Origin of the sequence: Klebsiella sp. RC2 (assembly GCF_014192815.1) — a bacterium.
Classification (GTDB): Bacteria; Pseudomonadota; Gammaproteobacteria; order Enterobacterales; family Enterobacteriaceae; genus Klebsiella; species Klebsiella variicola.
This window is the reverse complement of sequence record NZ_JACHYL010000005.1, coordinates 341,420-367,167: the sequence shown is the minus strand read 5'-3', so window position 1 is coordinate 367,167 and position 25,748 is coordinate 341,420. Positions and strand designations below refer to the sequence as shown.

The following is a 25,748-nucleotide window of genomic DNA, read 5'->3' as shown; positions in this document are numbered from 1 at the left end:
AAATGCTGGCGCAGGGGATGTTTTTATTTTAGATTTATCTAAATTTAGAAAAAGCTAAAATACATGACCACACCTGAAGACCTGCAGGCCCGCGCCGGAGAAGCCGCCGCGCTGATGAAAGCCATGAGCAATCCTCACCGATTGCTGATCCTGTGCATGCTGTGCGATGCGCCGCGGGCCAGCGCCGGTGAACTATCGCGCGCTACCGGCCTGAGCCCTTCTGCCACCTCGCAGCACCTTGCGCGGATGCGTGACGAGGGGCTGATCGACAGCGAGCGCGATGCCCAGCGTATCCACTATTTCATCACCCACCCTGCGGTACAGCAGGTGATCAACACGCTGAAAACGCTCTATTGCCCGTGAGGATCCTATGACCATCGCCACCTTAAGCCCGGCCGAAGCCCGGGCGCTGATTGCCCAGGGCGCCAGACTGATTGATATCCGTGATGCGGATGAATACGCGCGCGAACATATTCCCGATGCCGAACTGGTGCCGCTGGCCAGCCTGACCAACGGTGCGACCCTCAATGCCCGGGCCGGAGAGACAGTCATCTTTCACTGCCAGGCGGGTTCCCGGACGCAGAATAACGCGATTCGCCTGGCCGCCGCCGCCGCACCGGCGCAGGCAAGCCTGCTGGCCGGGGGGATTCAGGGCTGGAGGGCCGCGGGGTTCCCGGTTGAGGAGGATAAATCCCAGCCGCTGCCGCTGATGCGCCAGGTACAAATTGCCGCTGGCGTCCTGATTTTACTCGGTGTACTGCTGGGCTATACCGTGAGCAGCGGCTTCTTCCTGCTCAGCGGCGCGGTCGGCGCCGGGCTCACCTTCGCCGGGGTGACCGGCTTTTGCGGCATGGCGCGTCTGCTGGCGATCATGCCCTGGAACCGGCGTCATGAGGGTTAAAACGCACTCCAGATAAGCCAGGCAATGCCGCCGAACAGCAGCCATTTAACGATGTAATAGACCGTCTTATTCCATTTTTTCAGCCGCTTGCCGACAATGCGGATCTGGTAGATATAGCGAAATGCCCGGTTAATCCCGCCAATGCGATCGCCGGTATCATTGGGCGCCGAGGCGGCGCTCATCAGATGACGTCCCAGCCAGTGGTTCACCTGCTGCGCCCAGCGGTAGCGCATGGGCCGTTCAATATCACAGAACAGAATCAGCCGATTCTCACCGCTGGTATTTTCCGCATAGTGAATATAGGTCTCATCAAACAGCACCCCTTCCCCATCGCGCCAGCTGTAGCGCTGGCCATCCACCTCGATAAAGCAGCGGTCATCGTTCGGCGTCGCCAGGCCGAGATGAAAGCGCAGCGAACCGGCGTAGGGATCGCGGTGGCGCGGCAGACGGCTGCCGTCTGGCAGGGTGGCGAACATGGCCGCTTTCACCGACGGGATATCGCGCAGTAGCGCGGTGGTGTGTGGGCAGAGCTGGCTGGCGGAGGGATGGGCCTCCTCATACCATTTCAGATAAAAACGTTTCCAGCCGGTTTTAAAAAATGAGTTAAATCCGGCATCGTTATATTTATCGGCCGCTTTAATCTGCTCCAGCTGCTGAAGGTGGAGACCTTCATCGCGAATTACCTGCCAGTTCTGCTGCAATATCGCCAGCTCGGGAAACATCTCCGGGCGCAGATATGGCGTATTCGGCACGCGGGAAAATAAATACATAAATCCATTCAGCGGAGCAGTAAATGTTGAATGATCGGAGAGCTGTCGCCAGAAACGATAGCGCACCCGCCCGCGATAATGGACATACAGAACAGCAATAACAATGATCAATAGAACGATATACTTCATGGTGTCTTTCCTGACCTGATTGATGGTAACCCTACCCTCGCCGTCCCCCCTTCTCAGCAGCGGTATGGCGCCAGCAAAACATTAACAACATTAATACATATACCCCCAAATTGTTTTAACAAAAAACAGCACAGCCAGTGTTCACTGGCCAGTCGTTGAGCTATGGTTGAGGTTCATCCAGGATGTTAACCGTGAGGAGTGAATGATGTTTTCTGTCGGCGATCTGGTACAACCGCGTGCGGGTGGACCAAAACTGAAAGTGGTTGAAGTACAGGGAGAACAGCTGGTGGTGGTTCAGGCCGCGCAAGAGCAGGGCGAGCGCTATACGCTGAACTCAGAAGAGGTGACGCCATACCAGGAAGAGGGCGACTTTGGCGTCTGCTAAAGCCCCTCTCCCGGAGAGTGATAAGGCCGGACGGAACGGCGGGTCTCCCCCACTGTCCTGATACCGGCCGGATCGGCTTTAAATGAGGAAACTGTCCAGCGATTTGCCCTGAGCAACCGCCTGAGCAATCGGCTTCGGCATTCTTCCCTGACCGGTCCAGGTTTTTTCTGCGCCAGTATGATCGGTATAACGATATTTTGCCGGGCGCGGTTGCCGCTTTTTCCCTACCGCCATCGACGGCTGAATATCGGCCACGAGGTCGTCAGGAGAAATACCGTCGGCGCGCATCAGCTCAAGCCAGGTATTCACTTTTTCCTGATATTCCGCCTGCTGCTGCGCCGCCAGCTGCTGTTGCGTACGTTTTTCTTCAGTGACGATCCTGAGCTTTTCCAGCATCTCTTCAAGCACGTCAATGGAGAATTCACGGGACAGGGTACGCAGTGAACGGATATTATTCAGTTTGTGTAACATTAAAGACATAAAATTAAGAAATCCCAGATAACCAATTAAAAGATACAACGCGGCAAGTGTAATGGAAACACTTATTTATTTCCAGCCTTCGGTTGTCCAGATAAATATATTATGCAAAGAGTAAACCTTTTCCGCCTGCCCTATATCGGCAAATCCCCGGTTCTTTTTCGCCAGCGCAGGCCAACAAGACCATGAATAAATAAAAGCGGCGGATGGTAAGATATGAAAATATATTCAGCAGGCGATATTACCTTTATGGTCAGCGGTTTATCCTCTTATCGTCGGCGGATGCGCAGGCCCTCTCCACACGGCCTAATGAATAGTTACCCAGCCAATCAGAATAAAACGCCACACGTCATTTTAGAATTTTTCACCACAAAAACCGGCATAATGGCATAAAAACATCTTAACGAGACCTTCATCACAGGCTCACGCGATTTTGCGCCACAGCGGGCGGTCAGACGCCGCCTCCCTGGTCAGATATCATGCAAAAACGTCAAGTAACCAACTGAAATTAAACACATTTAACAAAACCAGCAATAAAAGTAGCGTAACGGGCAGAAAACCAACTGTCGCAGAGTATTTTATCGACAAAAAGACAATAAATAAAAATTTATAGCTAGTTGCCACTTTTAATGCAGAGATATACTCTACGCACATCAAAACAGGCAGCCCAAAAACGCTATACCAACGCGCATTTTTCGGCGTTATTGACTTCATTTTCGAGGAGCACTCCGATGTTCTCTGCGCACTCCCGCTTGCGGCATGCGGTTGCAGACACCTTTGCGATGGTGGTTTACTGCACCGTCGTCAACATGATGATCGAAATTTTTCTCTCTGGTATGACGTTTGAGCAGTCGTTATCGTCGCGCCTGGTGGCGATCCCGGTCAACATTATTATTGCCGTGCCCTATGGTTTTTATCGCGACTTTGCGATGCGTCAGGCCCGGCGCATTAGCCCGGCAGGCTGGATGAAAAATATGGCCGACGTGCTGGCCTACGTCACTTTCCAGTCGCCAGTGTATGTCGCAATATTGTGGAGCGTAGGTGCAGACTGGCACCAGATTGTCGCTGCAGTGAGCTCAAACCTGGCGGTATCGATGATGATGGGCGCTGCTTACGGCTACTTCCTCGACTATTGCCGCCGCCTGTTCCGTGTGGCCCCCTACCAGCAGGCGAAAGCCTGACCGACGCTATTCCAGCGACTGGCCCTGCCAGTCGCTCTCTCGCCAGCCTGCTCCGCCCCGGTCTTAACCGTCGTATTAATTTGTCGACATCGCCGGCTGGGCTTCGCCAAATAGTCCATTCAGAAAACGCTCAAGCGCCATCCGTGAGCTAAATCCGTGCGGAATACCATAATGCTGCTGCGCATCTCCGGCTAAATACAGCGGAAATTGTTCATAATGGTCGCAGGTTTTGATATCTGAGGCCGGTTCGGCCAACATATTGCTACGCTCTTTTAGCGCTGGATGAATAATTAACGCTGTCCGCCCCATGCGCGCTTCGCGGTTCACATAAACATAATTATCGCCTCGGCGATAGCCGTACGCTTTTTGCGTCACAACATCCATGGTGAAGCCGGCTTTTTCAAGAACACGCGCCACCTCATCGGGTCTTAAATACATACTGATTCCTCGTTATCTTTTACCGCACATTGACCTTACCTTATTCGTTAAGCGCAGTGCTTTCGGAATATTCCAGAAACCACAGCAGTAAGCATAATTCAAAATCTTGTCCTACACTTACTCACTCGATGGAATTAAGGGAGATAACGATGGCTAACCATGTGAACCGCAACAATTTTGACGAGAATGCTGAGGATATCCATAACGATGTCAGTCAATTAGCGGATACGCTGGAAGAGGTGCTGAAATCGTGGGGCAGTGACGCGAAAGAGGAAGCCGAAGCGGCGCGCGTTAAAGCTCAGTCGCTGCTGAAAGAGACCCGTGCCCGCCTCAATGGTCACAACCGGGTGCAGCAGGCGGCGCTGGATGCCCGTCAGGCAGCCTGTGATGCGCTGGGCTGCGCCGATACCTATGTGCGCAATAAACCCTGGCACAGCGTCGGCGCCGCAGCCGCCGTCGGGGTATTTATTGGCGTATTGCTCAATTTACGTCGATAATAGAGACAGCGTCAGCTTCCGCGCGCGCCTGGCGAGCGGAAGCCCGCGAGCTTCACGGAATCTAATGAAGATAACAAATACGCGTCAGCCCCTGCGCGCCTCTGGCCGCAGGGGTTTTTTATGCGCCATCGTTCGCGATCGCCTCTCTGAGCCGCCGGGCCAGCGCATCGGCCATCGCCGCTGAGCGAATATTGGTAAAACTCATCAGTAATCCCCCCTCGCCTGCATGGCGAAGACGCCAGTCGCTCAGCGCCTGCACCGCCAGCCCGGCCTCAACCGCCTGCCGGGCCAGCAGGCGATCGTTGCCGCTGACCGGCATGACCAGCTGAATGCCCCCCTGCTGCGGCGTGACCTGAAAGCCCTGCGCCTGCAGGGCCGACTCCAGCCACTGTCGGCGCTGGCTATAGCTGGCGCGCATTTTTTTCAGATGACGCCAGAAATGTCCCTGCTGGATAAAATCCGCCAGCGTCTGCTGCCACAGAGTAGGAACGGTGCAGGGCTGGCGCTCCGCCGTCTGATGAAAACGCGCCGCCAGCGGGGTCGGCACCACAAGCCAGGCGGTGCGCAGCGCCGGAAACATCGACTTACTGAAAGTGCCGGCGTAGATAACCCGCTGCGGCGCATCGAGGCTTTTCACTGGCGGCAGCGGTTTGCCGTGATAGCGAAACTCACTATCGTAATCGTCCTCAATAATCCACGCGTCGCGCGCTGTCGCCCACGCCAGCAGCTGGCGACGCCGGGGCAGCGACAGCGCGACCCCCAGCGGGCTCTGGTGTGCCGGGGTGAGCAGGGCAAACCGCGCTTGAGGGTGATGCCGCAAGCCCCAGCCAACATCCATTCCTTCGTCGTCCACCGGGATCGCATCCACCACCAGCTGCCTGGCCTCAACGACCGGGCGGATAAAGGGATACCCCGGATCCTCCATCCACATATGCTGCCCCGGCTGCGCCAGCGTACGCAGGATAAGATCCATGGAGGTAGCATAGTTGCCGGTAATCAGCACCTGCTCCGGCTGGCAGTCAATACTGCGCGACAGGCGCAGATACTCCACGATCGCCTGGCGCAGAAGCGGGTCGCCGCCGGGATCGCCGGGGGCAAGGTCGAACCGCGACTGCGTCCGCAGCCGACGACCCATCACTCGCGCCCACAGCCCGCGCGGAAAGAGATCCAGCGCCGGCAGCCCCATCTGAAAGGGCAACGGGTCCGTCGAGGCGGCTGATTGCGCTGGCGTTACCGGCGCCAGCTGGCGCGGACTGAGCCGCTCGCTGACAAAGGTCCCCGCCTGCCCACGCCGCTCAAGCCACCCCTGGGCGACCAGTTCACCCCAGGCGTTTTCGATAGTCGCCCGGGAGACGCCCTGCTCCTGGGCAAACACCCGGCTGGCGGGCAGACGGCTGCCCGGGGTCAGTTCGCCCCGTTCAATTGCCGATTTCAGCTGGCGGGCAATACGCTGATAAAGAGGGAGGTGGATCGCTTCCATTATGGTCTGCTTTTTTCATCACAATATGGCTATCTTTTGCAGTCCATTATAGTGCTATTTTGGCTGCCGTCTTAGAGAGGAGAACACCATGAGCCAATTACGTCAGCCATTCAGTGAACTGAGCCCGGAAGTCTATAAAGGGCTGGTACAGGCCAGCATCGCGCTGGAGAAAAGCGAGCTGGGCAGCGCCCTGGTAGAGCTGGTTTATTTACGCGTCTCGCAGATCAACGGCTGCGCCTTCTGCCTTGAGAAGCACAGCCAGGCGCTGCGCAAGGGCGGTATGGCGCAAAGCAAACTGGATGCCCTGGCGGGCTGGCGGGTAAGCGCCCACTTCACACCTGGCGAACGCGCAGCGCTGGCGTGGGCCGAGTCGGTCACCGACATTGCCGCCAGCCATGCGGAAGATGACGTTTACCTGCCGCTGCGCGAACATTTTACCCCGCGTCAGATAAGCGATCTGACCTTAGCCATCAGCCTGATGAACGCTTTCAACCGACTCGCCGTCGCCATGCGTCTGTAGTTCCGCACAGCCTTCCCCCTCCTCCGCCGAATTGTCCCGGCGGGGGATTTCCTTGCTAAAAACGCTATATATTGAGTGGTTGAACTTTCAAACAACTACATCTAGTATTTCCTTATCGAATGACCCACAACGTTCGACGCTGCGTTTAGCGCCGTGCTGTTATCTTAAATGGAAATACGAATCATGCGCATTATTATTTACACTCGAAATGACTGCGTGCAGTGCCATGCCACACGGCGAGCCATGGAGAGCCGAGGACTGGCCTTTGAAATGGTGAACGTCGACCAGCAGCCGGATGCAGCTGACACCCTGCGCGAGCAGGGATTTCGCCAGCTGCCGGTGGTGATCGCCGGTGAGCTACGCTGGAGCGGCTTCCGCCCGGATATGATCAATCGCCTGCGCCCCTCCGTCACGGCGGCCAGCGCATGAGCCTCATCGTCTACTTCTCCAGCCGTTCGGAGAATACCCATCGCTTTGTGCAGCGCCTGGGGCTGCCGGCGGTGCGCATTCCGCTGAACGAGCGCGAACATCTCCAGGTAGACGAACCCTATATTCTCATCGTTCCCAGCTATGGCGGCGGCGGTACGGCCGGCGCGGTACCGCGTCAGGCGATCCGCTTTTTAAACGACGTGCATAACCGCCAGCTGATCCGCGGGGTGATTGCCGCTGGCAATCGCAACTTTGGCGACGCTTGGGGGCGTGCCGGGGAGGTCATCGCGCAAAAATGCGCCGTGCCCTATCTCTACCGCTTCGAGCTGATGGGAACCCCCGACGATATCGACAACGTGCGTAAAGGAGTCAGCGAATTTTGGCAACGACAACCGCAGAACGTATAACCGCCGCGGCGGATTTTCACGCCCTCAACGCGATGCTGAATTTGTACGACAGCGAGGGTCGCATCCCGTTTGAGAAAGATCGCCAGGCGGTGGAGGTCTTTATGACCGCCCAGATACAGCCCAACACCCTGAGTTTTGTCAGCCAGGAGGATAAACTCACCTGGCTCGTTCGTGAGGGCTATTACGATCCGCAGGTGCTGGCCGGCTATGACCGCGCGTTTGTGCTGGCATTGTTCGCCCATGCCCGGCGCGCCGCGTTTCGCTTTCAGACCTTCCTCGGCGCCTGGAAGTTCTATACCAGCTACGCGCTGAAGACCTTTGACGGCAAGCACTACCTCGAGGATTTTGCCGATCGCTGCGTAATGGTGGCGCTGACGCTGGCCCAGGGGGATGACCAGCAGGCGCGGCAGCTAATGGAAGAGATGCTCAGCGGCCGCTTCCAGCCCGCGACCCCCACCTTCCTCAACGCCGGCAAGCAGCAGCGCGGGGAGCTGATCTCCTGCTTCCTGCTGCGCATTGAAGATAATATGGAATCCATAGGCCGGGCGGTTAACTCGGCGCTGCAGCTGTCGAAGCGCGGCGGCGGCGTGGCCTTTTTACTCTCCAACCTGCGCGAGGCCGGGGCGCCGATCAAGCGCATCGAAAATCAGTCCTCCGGGGTGGTGCCGGTGATGAAGATGCTGGAGGACGCCTTCTCCTATGCCAACCAGCTTGGCGCCCGCCAGGGGGCGGGAGCGGTCTGGCTGCATGCGCACCATCCCGATATTTTGCGCTTCCTCGATACCCGGCGTGAGAATGCCGATGAGAAAATCCGCATCAAAACCTTGTCGCTGGGAGTGGTGATCCCCGATATCACCTTCCAGCTGGCAAAAGAAGACGCGCAGATGGCCCTGTTCTCGCCGTATGACGTCGAGCGGCTGTACGGTAACCCCTTCGCCGACTGCGCCATCGGCGATCTCTATCCGCAGCTGGTGGCCGACGAACGGGTCCGCAAGCGCTGGATCCGCGCCCGCGACCTTTTCCAGCGCCTGGCGGAGATCCAGTTTGAGTCCGGCTATCCGTACATCATGTTTGAAGATACCGTCAATCGCGCCAATCCGGTGGCCGGACGGATCACCATGAGCAATCTGTGTTCGGAAATTCTGCAGGTCAGTACGCCATCCACCTATGATGAGAACCTCAGTTACGCCCATATCGGCGAGGATATCTCCTGCAACCTCGGCTCGCTGAACATCGCCCATACCATGGACTCGCCGGATTTTGCCCGCACTATCGCCACCGCGGTGCGCGCCCTGACCGCGGTATCCGATATGAGCGACATACAGTCGGTTCCCTCGGTGGCGGCCGGCAATGCGGCCTCCCACGCCATCGGCCTGGGGCAGATGAATCTGCACGGCTACCTGGCGCGAGAAGGGATTGCCTACGGCAGTCCGGAGGGGCTGGACTTCACCAATATCTATTTTTACACCGTGACCTGGCATGCCCTGCACACCTCGATGCTGCTGGCCCGCGAGCGCGGCCAGCGCTTCGCTGGCTTCGAACAGTCACGCTACGCCAGCGGGGCGTACTTCGACAAATATCTGCAGGAGGAGTGGCAGCCGAAAACCGAACGGGTGCGCGCACTGTTCGCCCGCGCCGGTATCCCCCTGCCCGACCGGGAAAGCTGGCGCCAGCTGCGCGACGATGTCATGCGCTATGGCATCTATAACCGTTATCTGCAGGCGGTGCCGCCCACCGGGTCGATCTCGTACATCAACCATGCCACCTCCAGCATTCATCCGATCGTCTCGAAGATTGAGATCCGCAAAGAGGGGAAGACCGGGCGGGTGTACTACCCCGCGCCGTTTATGAATAACGCCAATCTGGCCCTTTATCAGGATGCGTACGAGATAGGGCCCCAGAAGATCATTGACACCTACGCCGAGGCGACGCGCCACGTCGATCAAGGGCTGTCGTTGACGCTGTTCTTCCCGGATACCGCCACCACCCGCGATATCAACAAGGCGCAAATCTACGCCTGGAAGAAAGGCATTAAGACCCTCTACTACATCCGTCTGCGCCAGCTGGCGCTGGAAGGCACTGAAATTGAAGGCTGCGTGTCCTGCGCACTGTAAGGAGAACAGGATGACCCATTTAACGCGCATCAGCGCTATCAACTGGAACCGCATTGATGACGACAAAGATCTTGAGGTCTGGAATCGTCTCACCAGCAACTTCTGGCTACCGGAGAAAGTGCCGCTATCGAACGACATTCCCGCCTGGCAAACCCTCAGCGCGGCGGAGCAGCAGTTGACCATTCGCGTCTTCACCGGGCTGACGCTGCTCGACACCATTCAGAACACGGTCGGCGCGCCGGCGCTGATGGCGGACGCGCTGACCCCGCATGAGGAGGCGGTGCTGTCGAACATCAGCTTTATGGAAGCGGTTCATGCCCGCTCTTACAGCTCCATTTTTTCCACGCTGTGCCACAGCAAAGAGGTGGATGCCGCCTTCGCCTGGAGTGAAAGCTGCGAACCCCTGCAGCGCAAGGCGCAACTGATGCTGGGCTACTATCAGGCCGACGAGCCGCTGAAGAAAAAAATCGCCAGCGTGTTCCTCGAATCCTTTCTCTTCTACTCCGGCTTCTGGCTGCCAATGCACTTCTCCAGCCGGGGAAAACTGACCAATACCGCGGATCTGATCCGTCTGATCATTCGCGATGAAGCGGTACATGGCTATTACATTGGCTACAAGTATCAGAAAGGACTGGAGATCGTCAGCCCCGGAAAGCGCGAAGAACTGAAAAATTTCGCCCTCGATCTGCTGATGGATCTTTACGACAACGAGCTGGCCTACAGTCGGGAACTGTACGGCGAGAGCGGCTGGTTTGACGACGTCAGCGCTTTCCTGTGCTACAACGCCAACAAAGCGCTGATGAACCTCGGTTATGAAGCGCTGTTTCCGGCGGAGATGGCAGCGGTTAACCCGGCGATCCTCGCCGCGCTGTCGCCTAACGCCGATGAAAACCACGACTTTTTCTCCGGCTCCGGCTCCTCGTACGTGATAGGCAAAACGGAAGAAACCGCCGACGACGATTGGGACTTTTAACCATACTTTCACCAGGAATATGGCGGGCTGGTTCCTGGTGATCTATTTCGCAGAAAAGTGGGTTCATCTGCCAAATATTCTCTCCATCGCATAACCGTCATCACTCCGTCATATTTAACAGAAAACTGGTCCATTTCAGTCGAATTATCCAGAGATAATCAAAAAATATTACCCACAACAAATTGACGCTCAGCCCTTATATCACGGGGGCTGCGCCACCCTATCCCTCACGCCATTTTGCCGAGAGTTTGCCATTGAGGGTTGTCACAGAATCTGAGTATGTTAGGGTGTAAAAAGATCATAATCACCATCGGGTATCGTATCGCAATAAACAAATAACAGGAACTTCTCTATTGCATGGCAATTAAATTAGAAATCAAAAATCTTTATAAGATATTTGGCGAGCACCCAAACCGGGCTTTCAAATATATTGAGAAAGGACTCAACAAAGCGCAAATACTGGAAAAAACGGGGCTGTCGCTTGGCGTCAAAGACGCCAGTCTGGCCATTGAAGAAGGCGAGATATTCGTCATCATGGGGCTCTCCGGCTCGGGGAAATCCACCATGGTTCGCCTTCTCAATCGCCTGATTGAACCCACCCGCGGCCAGGTGCTGATTGACGGGGTCGACATCGCCAAAATGTCGGATGCCGAGCTGCGCGAGGTGCGTCGCAAGAAAATTGCGATGGTATTTCAGTCCTTTGCGCTGATGCCACACATGAGCGTGCTCGACAACACGGCGTTTGGCATGGCGCTGGCCGGCGTCCCGACCGCCGAACGAGAACAAAAAGCGCGGGAGGCGCTGCGGCAGGTGGGGCTGGAGAATTATGCCCACGCCTGGCCGGATGAACTCTCCGGCGGGATGCGTCAGCGCGTCGGTTTAGCTCGCGCGCTGGCGATTAATCCCGATATTCTGTTAATGGATGAAGCCTTCTCCGCGCTCGACCCGCTCATTCGCACCGAAATGCAGGATGAGCTCATCAAATTACAGGCTAAGCATCAACGCACTATCGTCTTTATTTCCCATGACCTTGATGAAGCCATGCGAATTGGCGATCGCATTGCCATTATGCAAAATGGCGAAGTGGTCCAGGTCGGTACGCCGGATGAAATACTGAATAATCCGGCCAATGATTATGTGCGCACCTTCTTCCGCGGCGTGGATATTAGCCAGGTCTTCAGCGCCAAAGATATTGCCCGCCGCAGCCCGGTTGGATTGATTCGTAAAACCCCAGGTTTTGGCCCCCGCTCCGCGCTGAAATTATTACAGGATGAAGACCGGGAATATGGCTATGTCATCGAACGCGGAAATCGCTTTGTCGGGATTGTCTCGATCGATTCTCTGAAAACCGCGCTCAGCGTCGGCCAGGGGATCGAGGCGGCGCTGATTGACGCCCCGCTGGCGGTGGAGGCGCAAACGCCGCTCAGCGATCTGCTCTCCCACGTCGGCCACGCCCCGTGCGCCGTCCCGGTGGTGGATGAAGAACAACAATACATTGGCATCATTTCCAAACGAATGCTGCTCCAGGCTTTAGATCGCGAGGGGGTGAATCATGGCTGATCAAACTAATCCGTGGGACAGCGCCCCGGCAACCGACAGCGCTGCGCAGGCCGCCGATGCCTGGGGTGGCGCCTCTACTGCCGCGCCGGCCAACGGCGGCGGCGCCGACTGGCTGCACAGCGCGCCCGCGCCGCAGCCGGAATCGTTCAACATCATGGACCCGTTCCATAAAACGCTGATCCCGCTCGACAGCTGGGTCACCCACGCTATCGACTGGATCGTGCTGCACTTCCGTCCGCTATTCCAGGGGATCCGCGTGCCGATCGACTACATCCTCAGCGCCTTCCAGCAGCTGTTGTTGGGGATGCCAGCGCCGGTGGCGATTATCGTCTTCGCGCTGATCGCCTGGCAGATCTCCAGCCTCGGCATGGGGGTCGCCACCCTGGTTTCGCTGATTGCCATCGGCGCTATCGGCGCCTGGTCGCAGGCGATGGTCACCCTGGCGCTGGTCCTCACCGCCCTGCTGTTCTGCATGGTTATCGGCCTGCCGCTGGGTATTTGGCTGGCGCGCAGCCCGCGGGCGGCAAAAATTATCCGCCCGCTGCTCGATGCCATGCAGACCACGCCGGCCTTCGTCTACCTGGTGCCGATCGTGATGCTGTTCGGCATCGGCAACGTGCCCGGCGTGGTAGTGACGATTATCTTCGCCTTGCCGCCGATCGTCCGCCTGACCATTCTCGGGATAAACCAGGTGCCCGCGGATCTGATCGAAGCGTCGCGCTCGTTTGGCGCCAGCCCGCGCCAGCTGTTGTTTAAGGTTCAGCTGCCGCTGGCGATGCCCACCATCATGGCCGGGGTAAACCAGACGCTGATGCTGGCCCTGTCGATGGTGGTGATCGCCTCGATGATCGCCGTCGGCGGTCTTGGCCAGATGGTGCTGCGCGGCATCGGCCGCCTGGATATGGGTCTCGCCACCGTCGGCGGAGTGGGGATCGTGATCCTCGCGATTATTCTTGACCGCCTCACCCAGGCCGTCGGTCGCGACGCCCGCAGTCGCGGCAACCGCCGCTGGTACACCACCGGCCCACTGGGGCTTATCACTCGCCCTTTCTGTCGATAAGTCGATAACAGCGCCGCTCCCCGGCACCAGCCGAGGCCGGGGGGTCGCTCTTCCCGTTAAACAATAAGAGGAACCACCATGCGACATCGTACGATGATGGCCACCGCCGCCTTTGCCACCCTGATCGCCACCAGCACCTTCGCCGCCGACCTGCCGGGCAAAGGGATTACCGTGAAGCCTGCCCAGAGCACTATTTCGGAAGAGACCTTCCAGACCCTGCTGGTCAGTCGCGCGCTGGAGAAGCTTGGCTACACCGTCGAGAAACCGAGCGAAGTGGACTATAACGTTGCCTATACCTCGATTGCCGCCGGGGATACCACCTTTATCGCCACCAACTGGCAGCCGCTGCACGATGACATGTACGCCGCGGCGGGCGGTGATAACAAATTCTATCGTAAAGGGGTGTATGTCTCAGGCGCCGCCCAGGGCTATCTGATCGACAAAAAAACCGCCGAGCAGTACCACATCACCTCCATCGATCAGCTTAAAGATCCGCAGATCGCCAAACTGTTTGATACCAATAACGACGGTAAAGCGGATCTCACCGGCTGTACGCCAGGCTGGGGCTGCGAAGCGGTGATTAACCACCAGATTGACGCCTATGGCCTGAGCAAAACCGTCACCCATAACCAGGGCAACTACGCGGCGATGATGGCTGACACCATCGCCCGCTATAAAGAGGGTAAACCGGTGCTCTACTACACCTGGACGCCGTACTGGGTCAGCGACGTGCTGAAACCTGGCAAAGACGTCGTCTGGCTGCAGGTGCCGTTCTCCTCCCTGCCGGGCGAGCAGAAAAACATCGACACCAAACTGGCCAACGGCGCCAACTATGGCTTCCCGGTGAACACGATGCACATCGTCGCCAACAAAACCTGGGCCGAGAAAAATCCGGCCGCCGCCACCCTGTTTAGCGTCATGAAGCTGCCGATCGCCGACATCAACGCCGAGAATGCGATGATGCACGAAGGCCATGCTTCCGAAGCCGACATTAACGGTCATGTCGATGGCTGGATCAAAGCCCACCAGCCGCTGTTCGACAGCTGGGTGAAAGCGGCGCTCGCCGCGCAGCAGTAACCCTGCCTCCCGGATAAGGCGCTCCGTCTTATCCGGGCTCCCTTTCCCTCGTTGCTCGCAGCACAGAGTATGGAAAAGCGGATTCCAGGAATTTCCATAGTGTTAAGGCGCGTCGCGCTCTGTTAAGGTGGACCCATCGGTCAATTTGTCACCTTCACATGGATCCAGCGATAAGTTATTCATATGGAAAACCCCGCGCCCTTAACCTGTGCCTTACCTGAACGTGTCGCCACCGTCGGCGAAGGCATCAAAGACAGTCTCCCCATCGTTATCAGCTACCTGCCGGTGGCTTTCGCCTTCGGACTGAACGCCACCCGGCTGGGATTCACCCCGCTGGAAAGCCTGTTTTTCTCCTGCATTATTTACGCCGGCGCCAGCCAGTTTGTGATCACCGCCATGCTGGCCGCCGGCAGTTCGCTGTGGGTCGCCGCCCTGACGGTGATGGCGATGGATGTCCGCCACGTGCTGTATGGTCCCTCATTGCGCAGCCGCATTCGCTCAGCGCTGGATAAAAAGAAAACCGCCCTCTGGGCCTTCGGCCTGACCGATGAGGTTTTCGCCGCGGCCACCGCCAGGCTGGTTCGCGATAACCGCCGCTGGAGCGAAAACTGGATGCTCGGTCTCGCTTTTACTTCCTGGGCATCGTGGGTGTGCGGCACGCTGGCCGGCGCCTGGTCCGGTAACGGCCTGCTGGTGGATTATCCCGCGGTGGAGGCCGCGCTCGGCTTTATGCTGCCGGCGCTGTTTATGAGCTTCCTGCTGGCCTCATTCCAGCGCCAGCAGTCACTCTGCGTCACGGCAGCCCTGGCGGGCGCGCTGGGTGGCATTTTGTTATTTTCCATTCCGGCGGCCATCCTCGCCGGGATTGTCTGCGGGTGTCTGACGGCGCTGGTCCAGGCCATGCTTAAGGGGATGCCGGATGAACAGTGAAGTCCTTCTGCTCGGGGTGATAGTCGGCAGCGTGAATTATCTGTTTCGCTATCTTCCCCTGCGCCTGCGCGCCGGCCATGCCCGGCCTGCCCGCCGTGGCCCGGTCAGCGTGCTGCTGGATACCATCGGCATCGCCTCGATTTGCGCGCTGCTGGTGGTCTCCAGCGTGCCGGAGATCCTCGCCGATGCCCATCGCCTGGCGCCGACGCTGATCGGCTTCCTGGTGCTGGGGGCCGCCTTCTGGAAAACCCGCAGCATTATTGTCCCGACGCTGCTGTCGGCGTTGGCCTACGGTCTGGCATGGAAAATCACCAGCGGACTCTAAGCTTTACGTATCAATTTTAGTCAATAATTCATTTGATTTATTTGTCACAATAGTTATTATATCGGCTGTAATTAATGAGGTCATACCCAAATGGATAGTTCGTTTACTCCCATTGAGCAAATGCTCAAATTCCGCGCCAGCCGCCATGAAGATTTCCCGTTCCAGGAGATCCTGTTAACTCGTCTTTGCATGCATATGCAAGGTAAGCTGCTGGAAAATCGCAATAAAATGCTCAAAGCGCAGGGAATTAACGAGACATTATTTATGGCGCTGATTACGCTGGAGTCACAGGAAAACCACAGCATCCAGCCGTCCGAGCTGAGTTGCGCGCTGGGCTCGTCGCGTACCAACGCCACCCGTATCGCTGATGAACTGGAAAAACGCGGCTGGATTGAACGTCGCGAGAGCGATAACGATCGCCGCTGTCTGCATCTGCAACTGACCGAAAAGGGTCATCAGTTTTTGCGTGAAGTCCTGCCACCGCAGCATAACTGCCTGCATCAGCTGTGGTCTTCACTCAGCACCAGCGAAAAAGATCAGCTCGAACATATCACCCGCAAACTCCTGAGCCGCCTTGACCAGATGGAAGAAGAAGGCGTGCTGGCGGACTCTCTACGCTAAGGGCGGCGTCGCTCAGCCCATTTTTACGTTGCAAGGAAAACAGCCAGGCCAGCAGATCTCTGCTGGCCTTTCTGATAAACAGGTCGGCTCAGCCGATGTGAAATAATAAGATCGTGGAGAATAACATGAGCGCAAATGCGGAGAGCCAAACCCCGCAGCAACCAGGCAGCAAAAAAGGAAAGCGCAAAGGCGCACTCCTGTTGCTGACATTGCTCTTTATTATTATTGCCGTGGCATATGGGATTTACTGGTTTCTGGTACTGCGTCATTACGAAGAGACCGACGATGCCTACGTGGCAGGGAACCAGGTACAAATTATGGCCCAGGTCTCAGGCAGCGTGACCAAAGTCTGGGCTGACAACACGGACTACGTGCAGAAAGGCGATCCGCTGGTGACGCTCGATCAGACCGATGCCCAGCAGGCGTTTGAGAAAGCCAAAACGCAGCTGGCCGCCAGCGTGCGTCAAACCCGTCAGCAGATGATCAACAGCAAGCAGTTGCAGGCGAATATTGACGTCAAAAAGACCGCCCTCGCCCAGGCGCAGGCTGACCTGAATCGCCGCATCCCGCTGGGCGCCGCGAACCTGATCGGCCGCGAAGAGTTGCAGCACGCCCGCGATACCGTCGCCAGCGCGCAGGCCGAACTCGACGTGGCAATCCAGCAATACAACGCCAACCAGGCGATCGTGCTGGGCACCAAACTGGAACAGCAGCCGGCGGTGCTGCAGGCGGCCACCGAAGTGCGTAACGCCTGGCTGGCCCTGCAGCGTACGCAAATCGTCAGCCCGATTAGCGGCTACGTTTCCCGTCGCTCGGTACAGCCTGGGGCGCAGATCGGCACCACCACGCCGCTGATGGCGGTGGTCCCGGCGACCAACCTGTGGATCGACGCCAACTTTAAAGAGACCCAGCTGGCGCACATGCGCATCGGCCAGCCGGCCACCGTGATCAGCGACATCTATGGCGATGACGTGAAATACACCGGCAAAGTGGTCGGCCTCGATATGGGCACCGGCAGCGCCTTCTCCCTGCTGCCGGCGCAGAACGCCACCGGTAACTGGATCAAAGTGGTACAGCGCCTGCCGGTCCGTATTGAGCTGGATGAAAAACAGCTGGCGGAACACCCGCTGCGCATCGGCCTCTCCACGCTGGTGGAGGTCAACACCACCGATCGCGATGGCGAAATGCTGGCCAGCCAGGTGCGAAGCTCCCCGGTTTACGAGAGCAATGCCCGCGAAATCGCGCTTGAGCCGGTTAATAAACTGATCGACGAGATCATTCAGGCCAACGCCGGATAATTCGGGGTGAGCGTAATGCAACAGCAAAAACCGCTCGAAGGCGCGCAACTGGTCATTATGACCATTGCGTTGTCGCTGGCGACGTTCATGCAGGTGCTGGACTCCACGATCGCCAACGTGGCGATCCCAACCATTGCCGGTAACCTTGGCTCGTCGCTGAGCCAGGGGACGTGGGTCATCACCTCGTTCGGGGTGGCCAACGCCATCTCCATCCCCATTACCGGCTGGCTGGCGAAGCGCGTCGGCGAGGTGAAGCTCTTCGTCTGGTCGACGGTGGCATTCGCTATCGCCTCCTGGGCCTGTGGGGTGTCGAACAGCCTGACGATGCTGATCTTCTTCCGCGTCATTCAGGGGATCGTCGCCGGTCCGCTGATCCCGCTGTCGCAGAGCCTGTTGCTCAGCAACTACCCACCGGCGAAGCGGTCGATTGCGCTGGCCCTGTGGTCAATGACCGTGATCGTCGCTCCGATCTGTGGCCCGATTCTCGGCGGCTATATCAGCGATAACTACCACTGGGGCTGGATCTTCTTCATCAACGTGCCGATTGGTATCGCAGTGGTGATCATGACGCTGCAAACCCTGCGCGGGCGCGAAACCCGTACCGAACAGCGACGTATCGACGGCGTCGGGCTGGCGTTGCTGATTATCGGTATCGGTAGCCTGCAGGTGATGCTCGACCGCGGTAAAGAGCTCGACTGGTTCGCTTCCAACGAGATTATCATCCTGACCATCGTGGCGGTGGTGGCGATAAGCTTCCTGATTGTCTGGGAGCTGACTGACGATAACCCGATAGTCGACCTGTCGCTGTTTAAGTCGCGCAACTTCACCATCGGCTGTTTGTGTATCAGCCTGGCCTATATGCTCTACTTCGGCGCTATCGTACTGCTGCCGCAGCTGTTGCAGGAGGTCTACGGCTACACCGCTACCTGGGCCGGTTTGGCGTCGGCGCCGGTGGGGGTGATCCCGGTCATTCTGTCGCCGATTATTGGCCGCTTTGCCCATAAGCTCGATATGCGTCGGCTGGTCACCTTCAGCTTTATTATGTATGCCGTCTGCTTCTACTGGCGTGCGTGGACCTTTGAACCGGGTATGGACTTTGGTGCATCGGCGTGGCCGCAGTTTATCCAGGGCTTCGCGGTGGCTTGTTTCTTCATGCCATTGACCACCATCACCCTCTCCGGCCTGCCGCCGGAGCGGCTGGCGGCGGCGTCGAGCTTGTCAAACTTTACCCGAACTCTGGCCGGCTCCATCGGGACCTCGATCACCACCACCATGTGGACCAACCGTGAGGCGCTGCACCATGCGCAGCTCACCGAGTCGGTGACGCCGTTCAACCCCAACGCCCAGCAGATGTACGATCAGCTGCAGGGCATGGGAATGACCCAGCAGCAGGCTTCCGGCTGGATAGCGCAGCAGATAACCAACCAGGGGTTGATTATCTCCGCCAACGAAATCTTCTGGGTTTCGGCGGGGATCTTTATTCTTCTGCTCAGCCTGGTGTGGTTCGCCAGGCCGCCATTCAGTGCCGGCGGCGGCGGCGGGGGCGCACACTAAGCATCAGACTAAGGGACCTGCGGGTCCCTTTTTTATGGCGTCAGATTGTCCAATTCTCGCTAGTTTCTGTCTCGTTTGCGAAAGCTCGCCACCCGGTGCTCGGGCAGGATAAAGGCTGACCATTAAGGAGAACACTATGCTGAGCCATCCTGCTGAAAAGTACCGTCCCTATCCGCCGATTGCCCTGCCCGACCGCCGCTGGCCCGACCGGCAAATCAGCCACGCCCCGCGCTGGCTGTCGACCGACCTGCGCGACGGCAACCAGGCGCTGGCGGAGCCCATGGACAGCGCCCGCAAACTGCAGTTCTGGGATCTGCTGCTGGAGTGCGGTTTTAAAGAGATTGAGGTCGCCTTCCCTTCCGCTTCGCAAACCGATTTCAACTTCGTCCGCCAGCTGATCGACGAGCAGCGCATCCCGGAAGATGTCACCATCCAGGTGCTGACCCAGGCGCGGGATCCGCTGATCCTGCGCACCTTTGAGGCACTGCGCGGCGCCCGCCAGGCCACCGTCCACCTCTACAATGCCACCGCGCCGCTGTTTCGCGAGCTGGTCTTCGGGATGGATAAAGCCGAAGTGATCGCCCTGGCGACCCGCGCCACCCGACTTATCCGCCAGCAGTGCGAACAACAGCCGGAGACCCGCTGGCAATACGAATACTCACCAGAGACCTTCTGCTTTACCGAACCCGAGTTTGCCCTTGAGATTTGCGAGGCGGTGGCGGACGTCTGGCAGTCCTGCGCCGAACGGCCGATGATCGTCAATCTGCCGGCGACGGTGGAAGTGAACACCCCCAACGTCTATGCCGATCAGATCGAGTATTTTTGCCGCCACTTCTCCCGCCGCGGCGAGGTCTGCATCAGCGTGCACCCGCACAACGACCGCGGGACCGGTGTCGCCAGCGCCGAGCTGGCGGTGATGGCCGGCGCCGATCGGGTGGAAGGCTGCCTGTTTGGCAATGGCGAACGCACCGGCAACGTCTGCCTGGTGACGCTGGCCATGAATCTCTACAGCCAGGGCATCGACCCTGAGCTTCGCTTCGAGCAGATGAACCGGGTGGTGGAGGTGGTGGAAAACTGCAACCAGATCCCCGTTCACCCACGCCACCCGTGGGCGGGAAGTCTGGCTTATACCGCCTTCTCCGGCTCCCATCAGGATGCCATCAAAAAAGGGTTTGATGCCCGTCAGCCAGGCGATCCGTGGCAGATGCCCTACCTGCCCATTGATCCACAGGATATTGGCTGTAGCTATGAGGCGGTGATCCGCGTCAACAGCCAGTCGGGAAAAAGCGGCAGCGCCTGGCTTATCGAACAAAACCATGGTCTCAAGCTGCCCCGCGGGCTGCAGCAGGACTTCAGTCAGCATGTACAGCAGGTGACCGATAGCGACGGCAAAGAGATGACCCACCACGCGCTGTGGCAGCTGTTCCGCACGCGCTACGGCCTGCTGGCGCAGCCTGCGCTGACGCTGCTTGATTATCAGAGCGCCAGCCAACAGGATGGCCAGCTTTCGCTGCAGGCGACGCTGCGACACCACGGCGAAACCCGACGCCTGCAGGGCCAGGGCAACGGCCTGCTGTCGGCCGCCGCCAGCGGCCTCAGCGCGCTGCTCAGACAACCGTTTATGATCAAGGACTACCATGAGCATACCCTTGGCGCGCGCAGCGACAGTCGGTCGGTCGCCTATATCCGCTGCGTTTTTCCACAAGGTGAAAGCTACTGGGGAGTGGGTATTGATAATGACGTGGCGCGCGCTTCGCTGCAGGCATTGTGCAATGCGATCAGCGTCGCCGATCAGGTCGAAGGGCGAAAATAGTCGCTGGGGGCGACGCCCATCACCCGACGAAACATGGCGCTGAAGGCGCTGTGGCTGCCGTAGCCCAGCTCCAGCGCCACCCGCAGCACGGAGTGACCCTGCGCCAGGCGAATCAGCGCTTCCATTAGCTTCGCCCGGCGCACCCACTCGCTCCACGTCAGGCTAGTCTGCTGCTGAAAATGGCGGTTAAGGGTTCGCTCACTCATGCTGCACACCTTTGCCGCCTGGCCGCTGCTCCAGGCTTCGCCCGGCGCCTCGCGTACCTGCTGGCACAGCCGACGCAGCGTGTCACTTTGCGGTTCCGGCAGGCCAAACGGCAGGATCGCCATCCCGCGGATCTCATCGAGGATCAGCTCATAAATCCGTTCGTCACGGCTGGCGGGGGCATAGCACTCGGCCAGTCCCAGGGATGAGACGATCAGTTCCCGCAGCAGCGGCGTGATCTGTACGATCTGGCAACCCGCCGGAAGATCGGCGCGCGCCAGCGGATCGATAAACAGGGTGCGCGCCGCCACGTTGCCGGTCATACGCAGCGCGTGCGGCGTTCCCGCCGGCAGCCAGACGCCGCGCCCGGGAGGCACCACCCAGTAACCTGCCGGTGTCGCGACCCGCACCACGCCGCTTAAAATATGCAGCAGCTGGGCGCAGTCATGCTGATGCCAGTCTTCCTGGTCACCGTGGGCATAATCATGGGCAAAAGGCACCAGCGGGCGGTGCTGAAAGGAGAAAGTCGTGGTGGTCGTCATGGCGGCGTCAGGAGAGCGGCCCGGCGACAGGCGTCGGGCCGTGGCGGAAGCACTAGATGTGCAGTTCCTGCAGTTTTTCTTTCGGCAGCGCCAGTTCGTCGTTGCTGTTGATGCGTACATCGCGCTCAATGATATGACGAGCGATGTCCTGGGCCTCTTCCAGCGAGTGCATGGTATAGGTTCCGCACTGGTAGACGTTGAGCTCCGGGATCTGGTTCTGATCTTTCACCTTCAGCACATCGGCCATCGCCGCTTTCCAGGCGTCAGCGACGCGCTGCTCGTCCGGTGTACCAATCAGGCTCATATAGAACCCGGTGCGGCAGCCCATTGGCGAAATGTCGATAATTTCCACGCCATTCCCGTTCAGGTGATCGCGCATAAAGCCCGCGAACAGGTGCTCCAGGGTGTGGATACCGCGTTCCGGCATCACTTCCTGGTTCGGCACGCAGAAGCGCAGATCGAAAACGGTGATTTCATCGCCATGCGGCGTGTTCATTTTCTTCGCGACACGCACCGCTGGGGCTTCCATTCGGGTATGGTCGACTGTGAAACTATCTAACAACGGCATTCGTCACCTCCGGGAGTGATTTTTTTTAAAATAAAATGAACTCTTTGTTCAGCCGCGAGTCTCAGTATATGAAAGACGCGCATTTATTATCATCATCATCCCTGAATCAGAGATGAAAGTTTGGCCACATTGATGTGGCCTTTTTCTTTTGTATCGTCAGCGGCTACGCGTGTCGTGCCAGCAGCGCTTCGAACGGCTCACTGTCTTCCGCTTCCACTTTCTTCTGCCGTGCCACCGATGCCTCGCGCTCGGCGATGAAATCGGCTTCGCTCAGGATCTCCAGCGGCTCTTCCCGCAGCTGCGTCCGATAGCGATCCGCCAATGCACGGCCAGTGCCGCCAATCCCTTCTTCAATCATAGAACGCAGAATGCGGGCTGAGAAGGTTAATTCCGGATCGTCAAAGCAGGCCAGCAGCTCGTCGCAGACCTGCTGATATGCCTGGCCACCGTGGATACTGTCAAGGGTCTGCGCCACGCGGCGTAAATCGCGGAACAGATCTTTGCCCACCTGAGCCAGCGGGAACTGCGCGCTTTCGCAGCCAATCCCCAGCGTTAAGCCCGGCTTACGCCCTTCCAGAATCACCCGATTCCAGTTGGTGCGAGTGCACAGCAGCTCATCGCTGCTCATCTCCGGCGCGTCGGCCAGCGCGCACCAGACCATAAACAGATCGAGGAAACGCACCTGCTGGGCGTCAACGCCGATCGGCGAGAACGGGTTGATATCCAGCGAACGCACTTCAATGTACTCAATGCCGCCGCGGAGCAGCGCATCGGACGGGGTTTCGCCCCGACGGGTCACGCGTTTCGGACGGATCGGCGCATAGAGTTCGTTTTCAATCTGCAGGATATTGCTGTTGATCTGCAGATACTTGCCGTCTTTCTGCAGCCCGATTTTAGCGTACTCTTCCGACGGCGTTTTAATCGCCCGCTTCAATCCTGCCACATACTCATGCAGATCGTTAAACGTAATTCCGAGATTGCTTTGCGACTTATTGGTATAACCGAGGTCGCTGAGGCGCAGCGAGGTGGCGTACGGCAGGTAGTACATACCGTTACCCGCCTCCTCAAAAGGCAGCGTCGTCGGTTTCCCTTGCAGGAACGAGGAGCAAATCGCCGGCGAGGCGCCGAACAGATAAGGGATCACCCAGCCAAAACGATAGTAGTTACGAATCGAGCGGAAATAGCCCGCCGAGATAGCTTCTTTACCGCTTTCGACGTCTTCCACGCCACACTTCGCCTGCCAGAACGCCATCGGCAGCGAGAAATTATAGTGCACGCCGGAGATAGTCTGCATCAGCGCGCCATAGCGGTTCTTCAGCCCCTCGCGATACAGCGTTTTCAGACGCCCCACGTTTGAGGTGCCGTACTGCGCCAGCTCAATATCCTGACCGGGAGCGATATAGCATGGCATACTCAGCGGCCACATTCGCTCGTCGCCCAGCTGACGCGCGGTATAGCGATGGACATCGCGCATAAAGGTCAGCATATGCTCAATATCGCCATCCACCGGCGTAATGAACTCGAGTAAAGCTTCGGCAAAATCGGTGGTAATCCATTTATGCGTCAGCGCTGAGCCTAACGCCAGAGGGTGACCGGTCGTTGCAAGGGTGCCGTCTGCGTTCACGCGCAGCGTTTCCCGCTCCAGACCACGTTGAATACCCTGCAGAGCCTGCGGATGTTTTTCCAGCCAGGCCAGCGCCTGTGATACGTCCGGGATCAATTTGACCTCCCGCCTGTCGAAATCGTTTGAATAAGCATAATTGTAATGGATGAACTATCAGTCCAATTAGTGCCACCACGTCATACCCTGAAGCGTCGCTGCTGCAATAACGATATAGCGCAGCGCCTTACCAAGGCATAAGAAAAAGAGTACCGGTCCCCAGGAAATGCGCATCCATCCCGCCAGCAAACACAGTAAATCGCCGACAACCGGCGCCCAGCTCAGTAAGAGCGTGACCGCGCCGTAGCGCTTAAGCCAGCCAGCCGCCCGCTCCTGCCAGCGCGAGGTTTTGCGCAGCGGAAACAAGCGCCCCAGAATAACGTTAGTTACCCCTCCAAGGCTATTGCCGATTGTTGCTATTAATACTAACCACCATGGATGACTGACCCCTGCAAGTAGCATAGCCACCAGCACAACCTCCGAATTACCGGGAAGCAGCGTGGCGCTTAAAAAGCTACTGGCAAACAGCGAGGTGAGTGACAGCGCGTCACTCACAGCAAACGCACGTCAACAGCGTCCATGCCTGCACGCTTGGCCGCCTGCAGACCAAAGTCGGCATCTTCGAAGACCACGCATTTTTCCGGCGCGACGCCCATGCGCTCGGCGCACAGCAGGAAGGTATCGGGCGCGGGTTTATGGTTGACTACATGATCGGCCGCCACCACCGCAGAGAAGTAATGACGCAGGCCCAGGTGCGCCAGTAGCGCCTCGGCGACGGCGCTTTCGCTGCCGGTACCCACCGACATCGGGCGACGACCATGCCACGCTTTGACCACCTCAATTAGCGGCAACGGGCGTACGCTGTCCAGCAGCATCGCCTTAACCGCCTGGGTTTTTTCCTGCGCCAGGCGATGTGGATCGAGATCCGCCTGGTTGAGTTCAATAATCGCCTGGGCAATCCGCCAGGTTGGTGAGCCATTGAGCGCGACCATCGCCTGTTCGTCGAAACGCATACCGTAGCGGCCCAACACCTCGTTCCATGCCTGCCGATGGGTCGGCTCGGTATCGAGAATGGTGCCATCCATATCAAAGATCAGTCCTGCGTAACCTTCGTACATTGTCTTCTCACCAACCGGTTAATGAATAGTTACTCTATCGCAAAAGCCCGTCGTTGTCGCGGCCAGCGGCTCAAACGACAAAGGCGCCCTCAGGCGCCTTCAGGCATAAACCGGGTAGTGGGTCTTATTTAATACGCAGATCGTTCTCGACCATACGCACGCCCTGCACCCGACGGGTGACTTCCACCGCACGTTTAGCGCTTTCCGCAGAGGAGACAAACCCGCTCAACTGCACGCGGCCTTTAAAGGTCTGGACGCTGATTTCTGAGGACTTGATATCTTTATCGTTAAAGAGCGCCGTTTTCACCTTAGTGGTCACCACGGTATCGTCAATGTAACCGCCGGTGCTTTCTTTGGTGGACGAACCGGCACAGCCAGTAAGGGCCGTCGCCACCAGCAGCGTCGCGCAAAAAGCAGGTATTGCTTTGAACCATTTCATGGATTTCTCTCCTTGCATTTAACTCAGCCTGATAACGCTGATATACAAGGATAAATTATAGTGGAAAGCGCGGCTTGCCAATAAAAAAAGTCAGTATGAAACCGGTGATGGAAAACGAGGTTATCGGGATGGTGAGGGGAGAGTAAAGAGTGAAGATGGTGCATCCGGGAGGATGACTCGGCTAAGCCTCGCCCTTCGGGCCGTTGCTTACGCAACGTTATCCTCCCTGGTGCTGGCGCTGATTTCGCAGACCATACAACAACGTCGTCGCTGTTACT

28 protein-coding genes and 1 pseudogene are annotated in these 25,748 nt (G+C 58.0%); 19 read left to right on the top strand and 10 right to left on the bottom strand.

Translation table 11 applies throughout. The features are described 5' to 3' along the window. Positions 1 to 63 precede the first annotated feature (63 nt). Together FHW76_RS17840 and FHW76_RS17835 are read left to right on the top strand one after the other, a co-directional pair. Positions 64 to 363: a helix-turn-helix transcriptional regulator gene (locus FHW76_RS17840; RefSeq protein WP_042947060.1), complete on the top strand. Its 300-nt coding sequence runs from the start codon at positions 64 to 66 to the stop codon at positions 361 to 363. 7 nt (positions 364 to 370) lie between these two features. After that, a pseudogene (locus tag FHW76_RS17835) lies at positions 371 to 917 on the top strand (rhodanese family protein). Here the strand turns inward: FHW76_RS17835 and lpxO are convergent. After that, positions 898 to 1,800 (bottom strand): lipid A hydroxylase LpxO, encoded by a 903-nt coding sequence (gene lpxO / locus FHW76_RS17830; protein ID WP_012540802.1) that lies wholly within the window; start codon positions 1,798 to 1,800, stop codon positions 898 to 900. The pseudogene FHW76_RS17835 and the gene lpxO overlap by 20 nt on opposite strands. A gap of 205 nt (positions 1,801 to 2,005) precedes the next feature. Between lpxO and FHW76_RS17825 the strand changes: the two genes are divergently transcribed. Beyond that, positions 2,006 to 2,185: a hypothetical protein gene (locus tag FHW76_RS17825; protein ID WP_012540801.1), complete on the top strand. Its 180-nt coding sequence runs from the start codon at positions 2,006 to 2,008 to the stop codon at positions 2,183 to 2,185. Positions 2,186 to 2,263: 78 nt separating this feature from the next. Here the strand turns inward: FHW76_RS17825 and stpA are convergent, their stop codons facing one another. Then, positions 2,264 to 2,665: a DNA-binding protein StpA gene (gene stpA, locus FHW76_RS17820; protein ID WP_008806130.1), complete on the bottom strand. Its 402-nt coding sequence runs from the start codon at positions 2,663 to 2,665 to the stop codon at positions 2,264 to 2,266. A gap of 728 nt (positions 2,666 to 3,393) precedes the next feature. Here stpA and alaE point away from each other — a divergent pair. After that, positions 3,394 to 3,843 (top strand): L-alanine exporter AlaE, encoded by a 450-nt coding sequence (gene alaE / locus FHW76_RS17815; RefSeq protein ID WP_008806131.1) that lies wholly within the window; start codon positions 3,394 to 3,396, stop codon positions 3,841 to 3,843. Between the two features lie 75 nt (positions 3,844 to 3,918). Here alaE and FHW76_RS17810 read toward each other — a convergent pair whose 3' ends face one another. Next, entirely contained in the window at positions 3,919 to 4,281 is a 363-nt protein-coding gene (locus tag FHW76_RS17810) for a DUF2002 family protein (protein ID WP_008806132.1), read from the bottom strand. A gap of 149 nt (positions 4,282 to 4,430) precedes the next feature. On the opposite strand from FHW76_RS17810, the gene FHW76_RS17805 reads away from it, so the two are divergent. Then, positions 4,431 to 4,778, top strand: coding sequence for a DUF883 domain-containing protein (locus tag FHW76_RS17805; protein WP_002914293.1), 348 nt, complete (start codon positions 4,431 to 4,433; stop codon positions 4,776 to 4,778). A gap of 118 nt (positions 4,779 to 4,896) precedes the next feature. On the opposite strand, the gene FHW76_RS17800 is transcribed toward FHW76_RS17805, so the two are convergent. Then, complete coding sequence (locus tag FHW76_RS17800) at positions 4,897 to 6,258, bottom strand: PLP-dependent aminotransferase family protein (RefSeq protein ID WP_022065773.1); 1,362 nt, start codon at positions 6,256 to 6,258, stop codon at positions 4,897 to 4,899. A gap of 88 nt (positions 6,259 to 6,346) precedes the next feature. Here FHW76_RS17800 and FHW76_RS17795 point away from each other — a divergent pair, with 88 nt between their 5' ends. The 14 genes from FHW76_RS17795 (at position 6,347) to leuA (ending at position 20,939) form a co-directional block, all read left to right on the top strand. Continuing rightward, positions 6,347 to 6,778: a carboxymuconolactone decarboxylase family protein gene (locus FHW76_RS17795; protein WP_012540797.1), complete on the top strand. Its 432-nt coding sequence runs from the start codon at positions 6,347 to 6,349 to the stop codon at positions 6,776 to 6,778. 183 nt (positions 6,779 to 6,961) lie between these two features. Next, entirely contained in the window at positions 6,962 to 7,207 is a 246-nt protein-coding gene (gene nrdH, locus FHW76_RS17790; protein WP_012540796.1) for a glutaredoxin-like protein NrdH, read from the top strand. Further along, on the top strand, positions 7,204 to 7,614 hold the full coding sequence (gene nrdI / locus FHW76_RS17785) for a class Ib ribonucleoside-diphosphate reductase assembly flavoprotein NrdI (protein WP_008806136.1): 411 nt from the start codon (positions 7,204 to 7,206) through the stop codon (positions 7,612 to 7,614). The genes nrdH and nrdI overlap by 4 nt, the downstream gene beginning before the upstream one ends. Next, entirely contained in the window at positions 7,587 to 9,728 is a 2,142-nt protein-coding gene (nrdE, locus tag FHW76_RS17780; RefSeq protein ID WP_094285049.1) for a class 1b ribonucleoside-diphosphate reductase subunit alpha, read from the top strand. Before nrdI ends, nrdE begins: the two co-directional genes overlap by 28 nt. 10 nt (positions 9,729 to 9,738) lie before the next feature. Continuing rightward, complete coding sequence (gene nrdF / locus FHW76_RS17775; protein ID WP_008806138.1) at positions 9,739 to 10,701, top strand: class 1b ribonucleoside-diphosphate reductase subunit beta; 963 nt, start codon at positions 9,739 to 9,741, stop codon at positions 10,699 to 10,701. A gap of 357 nt (positions 10,702 to 11,058) precedes the next feature. Then, on the top strand, positions 11,059 to 12,261 hold the full coding sequence (gene proV, locus FHW76_RS17770) for a glycine betaine/L-proline ABC transporter ATP-binding protein ProV (protein ID WP_008806139.1): 1,203 nt from the start codon (positions 11,059 to 11,061) through the stop codon (positions 12,259 to 12,261). Further along, on the top strand, positions 12,254 to 13,321 hold the full coding sequence (proW, locus tag FHW76_RS17765) for a glycine betaine/L-proline ABC transporter permease ProW (RefSeq protein WP_008806140.1): 1,068 nt from the start codon (positions 12,254 to 12,256) through the stop codon (positions 13,319 to 13,321). Before proV ends, proW begins: the two co-directional genes overlap by 8 nt. Before the next feature lie 78 nt (positions 13,322 to 13,399). Next, complete coding sequence (gene proX, locus FHW76_RS17760; RefSeq protein WP_044613575.1) at positions 13,400 to 14,398, top strand: glycine betaine/L-proline ABC transporter substrate-binding protein ProX; 999 nt, start codon at positions 13,400 to 13,402, stop codon at positions 14,396 to 14,398. Between the two features lie 183 nt (positions 14,399 to 14,581). Next, positions 14,582 to 15,328: an AzlC family ABC transporter permease gene (locus FHW76_RS17755; RefSeq protein WP_008806142.1), complete on the top strand. Its 747-nt coding sequence runs from the start codon at positions 14,582 to 14,584 to the stop codon at positions 15,326 to 15,328. Next, positions 15,318 to 15,653: an L-valine transporter subunit YgaH gene (gene ygaH / locus FHW76_RS17750; RefSeq protein ID WP_008806143.1), complete on the top strand. Its 336-nt coding sequence runs from the start codon at positions 15,318 to 15,320 to the stop codon at positions 15,651 to 15,653. Before FHW76_RS17755 ends, ygaH begins: the two co-directional genes overlap by 11 nt. Before the next feature lie 90 nt (positions 15,654 to 15,743). Beyond that, positions 15,744 to 16,274: a transcriptional repressor MprA gene (gene mprA, locus FHW76_RS17745; protein ID WP_002914337.1), complete on the top strand. Its 531-nt coding sequence runs from the start codon at positions 15,744 to 15,746 to the stop codon at positions 16,272 to 16,274. Positions 16,275 to 16,399: 125 nt separating this feature from the next. After that, the gene (emrA, locus tag FHW76_RS17740; protein ID WP_008806144.1) at positions 16,400 to 17,572 is read left to right on the top strand and encodes a multidrug efflux MFS transporter periplasmic adaptor subunit EmrA; all 1,173 of its coding nucleotides are present in this window, start codon (positions 16,400 to 16,402) and stop codon (positions 17,570 to 17,572) included. A 15-nt stretch (positions 17,573 to 17,587) separates the two neighbouring features. Then, positions 17,588 to 19,126: a multidrug efflux MFS transporter permease subunit EmrB gene (gene emrB, locus FHW76_RS17735; protein WP_008806145.1), complete on the top strand. Its 1,539-nt coding sequence runs from the start codon at positions 17,588 to 17,590 to the stop codon at positions 19,124 to 19,126. 136 nt (positions 19,127 to 19,262) lie between these two features. Continuing rightward, on the top strand, positions 19,263 to 20,939 hold the full coding sequence (leuA, locus tag FHW76_RS17730; protein ID WP_183476866.1) for a 2-isopropylmalate synthase: 1,677 nt from the start codon (positions 19,263 to 19,265) through the stop codon (positions 20,937 to 20,939). Here leuA and FHW76_RS17725 read toward each other — a convergent pair. The 6 genes from FHW76_RS17725 to FHW76_RS17700 form a co-directional block, all read right to left on the bottom strand. Next, entirely contained in the window at positions 20,918 to 21,685 is a 768-nt protein-coding gene (locus FHW76_RS17725) for a helix-turn-helix domain-containing protein (protein ID WP_008806147.1), read from the bottom strand. The genes leuA and FHW76_RS17725 overlap by 22 nt on opposite strands. A gap of 52 nt (positions 21,686 to 21,737) precedes the next feature. Next, positions 21,738 to 22,253: an S-ribosylhomocysteine lyase gene (gene luxS, locus FHW76_RS17720; RefSeq protein ID WP_002914351.1), complete on the bottom strand. Its 516-nt coding sequence runs from the start codon at positions 22,251 to 22,253 to the stop codon at positions 21,738 to 21,740. A 163-nt stretch (positions 22,254 to 22,416) separates the two neighbouring features. Next, positions 22,417 to 23,973 carry a glutamate--cysteine ligase gene (gshA, locus tag FHW76_RS17715; protein ID WP_008806148.1) on the bottom strand — a complete coding sequence of 519 codons (1,557 nt, stop codon included), beginning with the start codon at positions 23,971 to 23,973 and terminating at the stop codon, positions 22,417 to 22,419. 66 nt (positions 23,974 to 24,039) lie between these two features. After that, positions 24,040 to 24,468: a YqaA family protein gene (locus FHW76_RS17710; protein ID WP_008806149.1), complete on the bottom strand. Its 429-nt coding sequence runs from the start codon at positions 24,466 to 24,468 to the stop codon at positions 24,040 to 24,042. Next, complete coding sequence (gene yqaB, locus FHW76_RS17705; RefSeq protein WP_004174701.1) at positions 24,465 to 25,031, bottom strand: fructose-1-phosphate/6-phosphogluconate phosphatase; 567 nt, start codon at positions 25,029 to 25,031, stop codon at positions 24,465 to 24,467. The genes FHW76_RS17710 and yqaB overlap by 4 nt, the downstream gene beginning before the upstream one ends. Before the next feature lie 124 nt (positions 25,032 to 25,155). After that, on the bottom strand, positions 25,156 to 25,470 hold the full coding sequence (locus FHW76_RS17700; protein ID WP_008806150.1) for a BON domain-containing protein: 315 nt from the start codon (positions 25,468 to 25,470) through the stop codon (positions 25,156 to 25,158). Between the last annotated feature and the right edge of the window lie 278 nt (positions 25,471 to 25,748).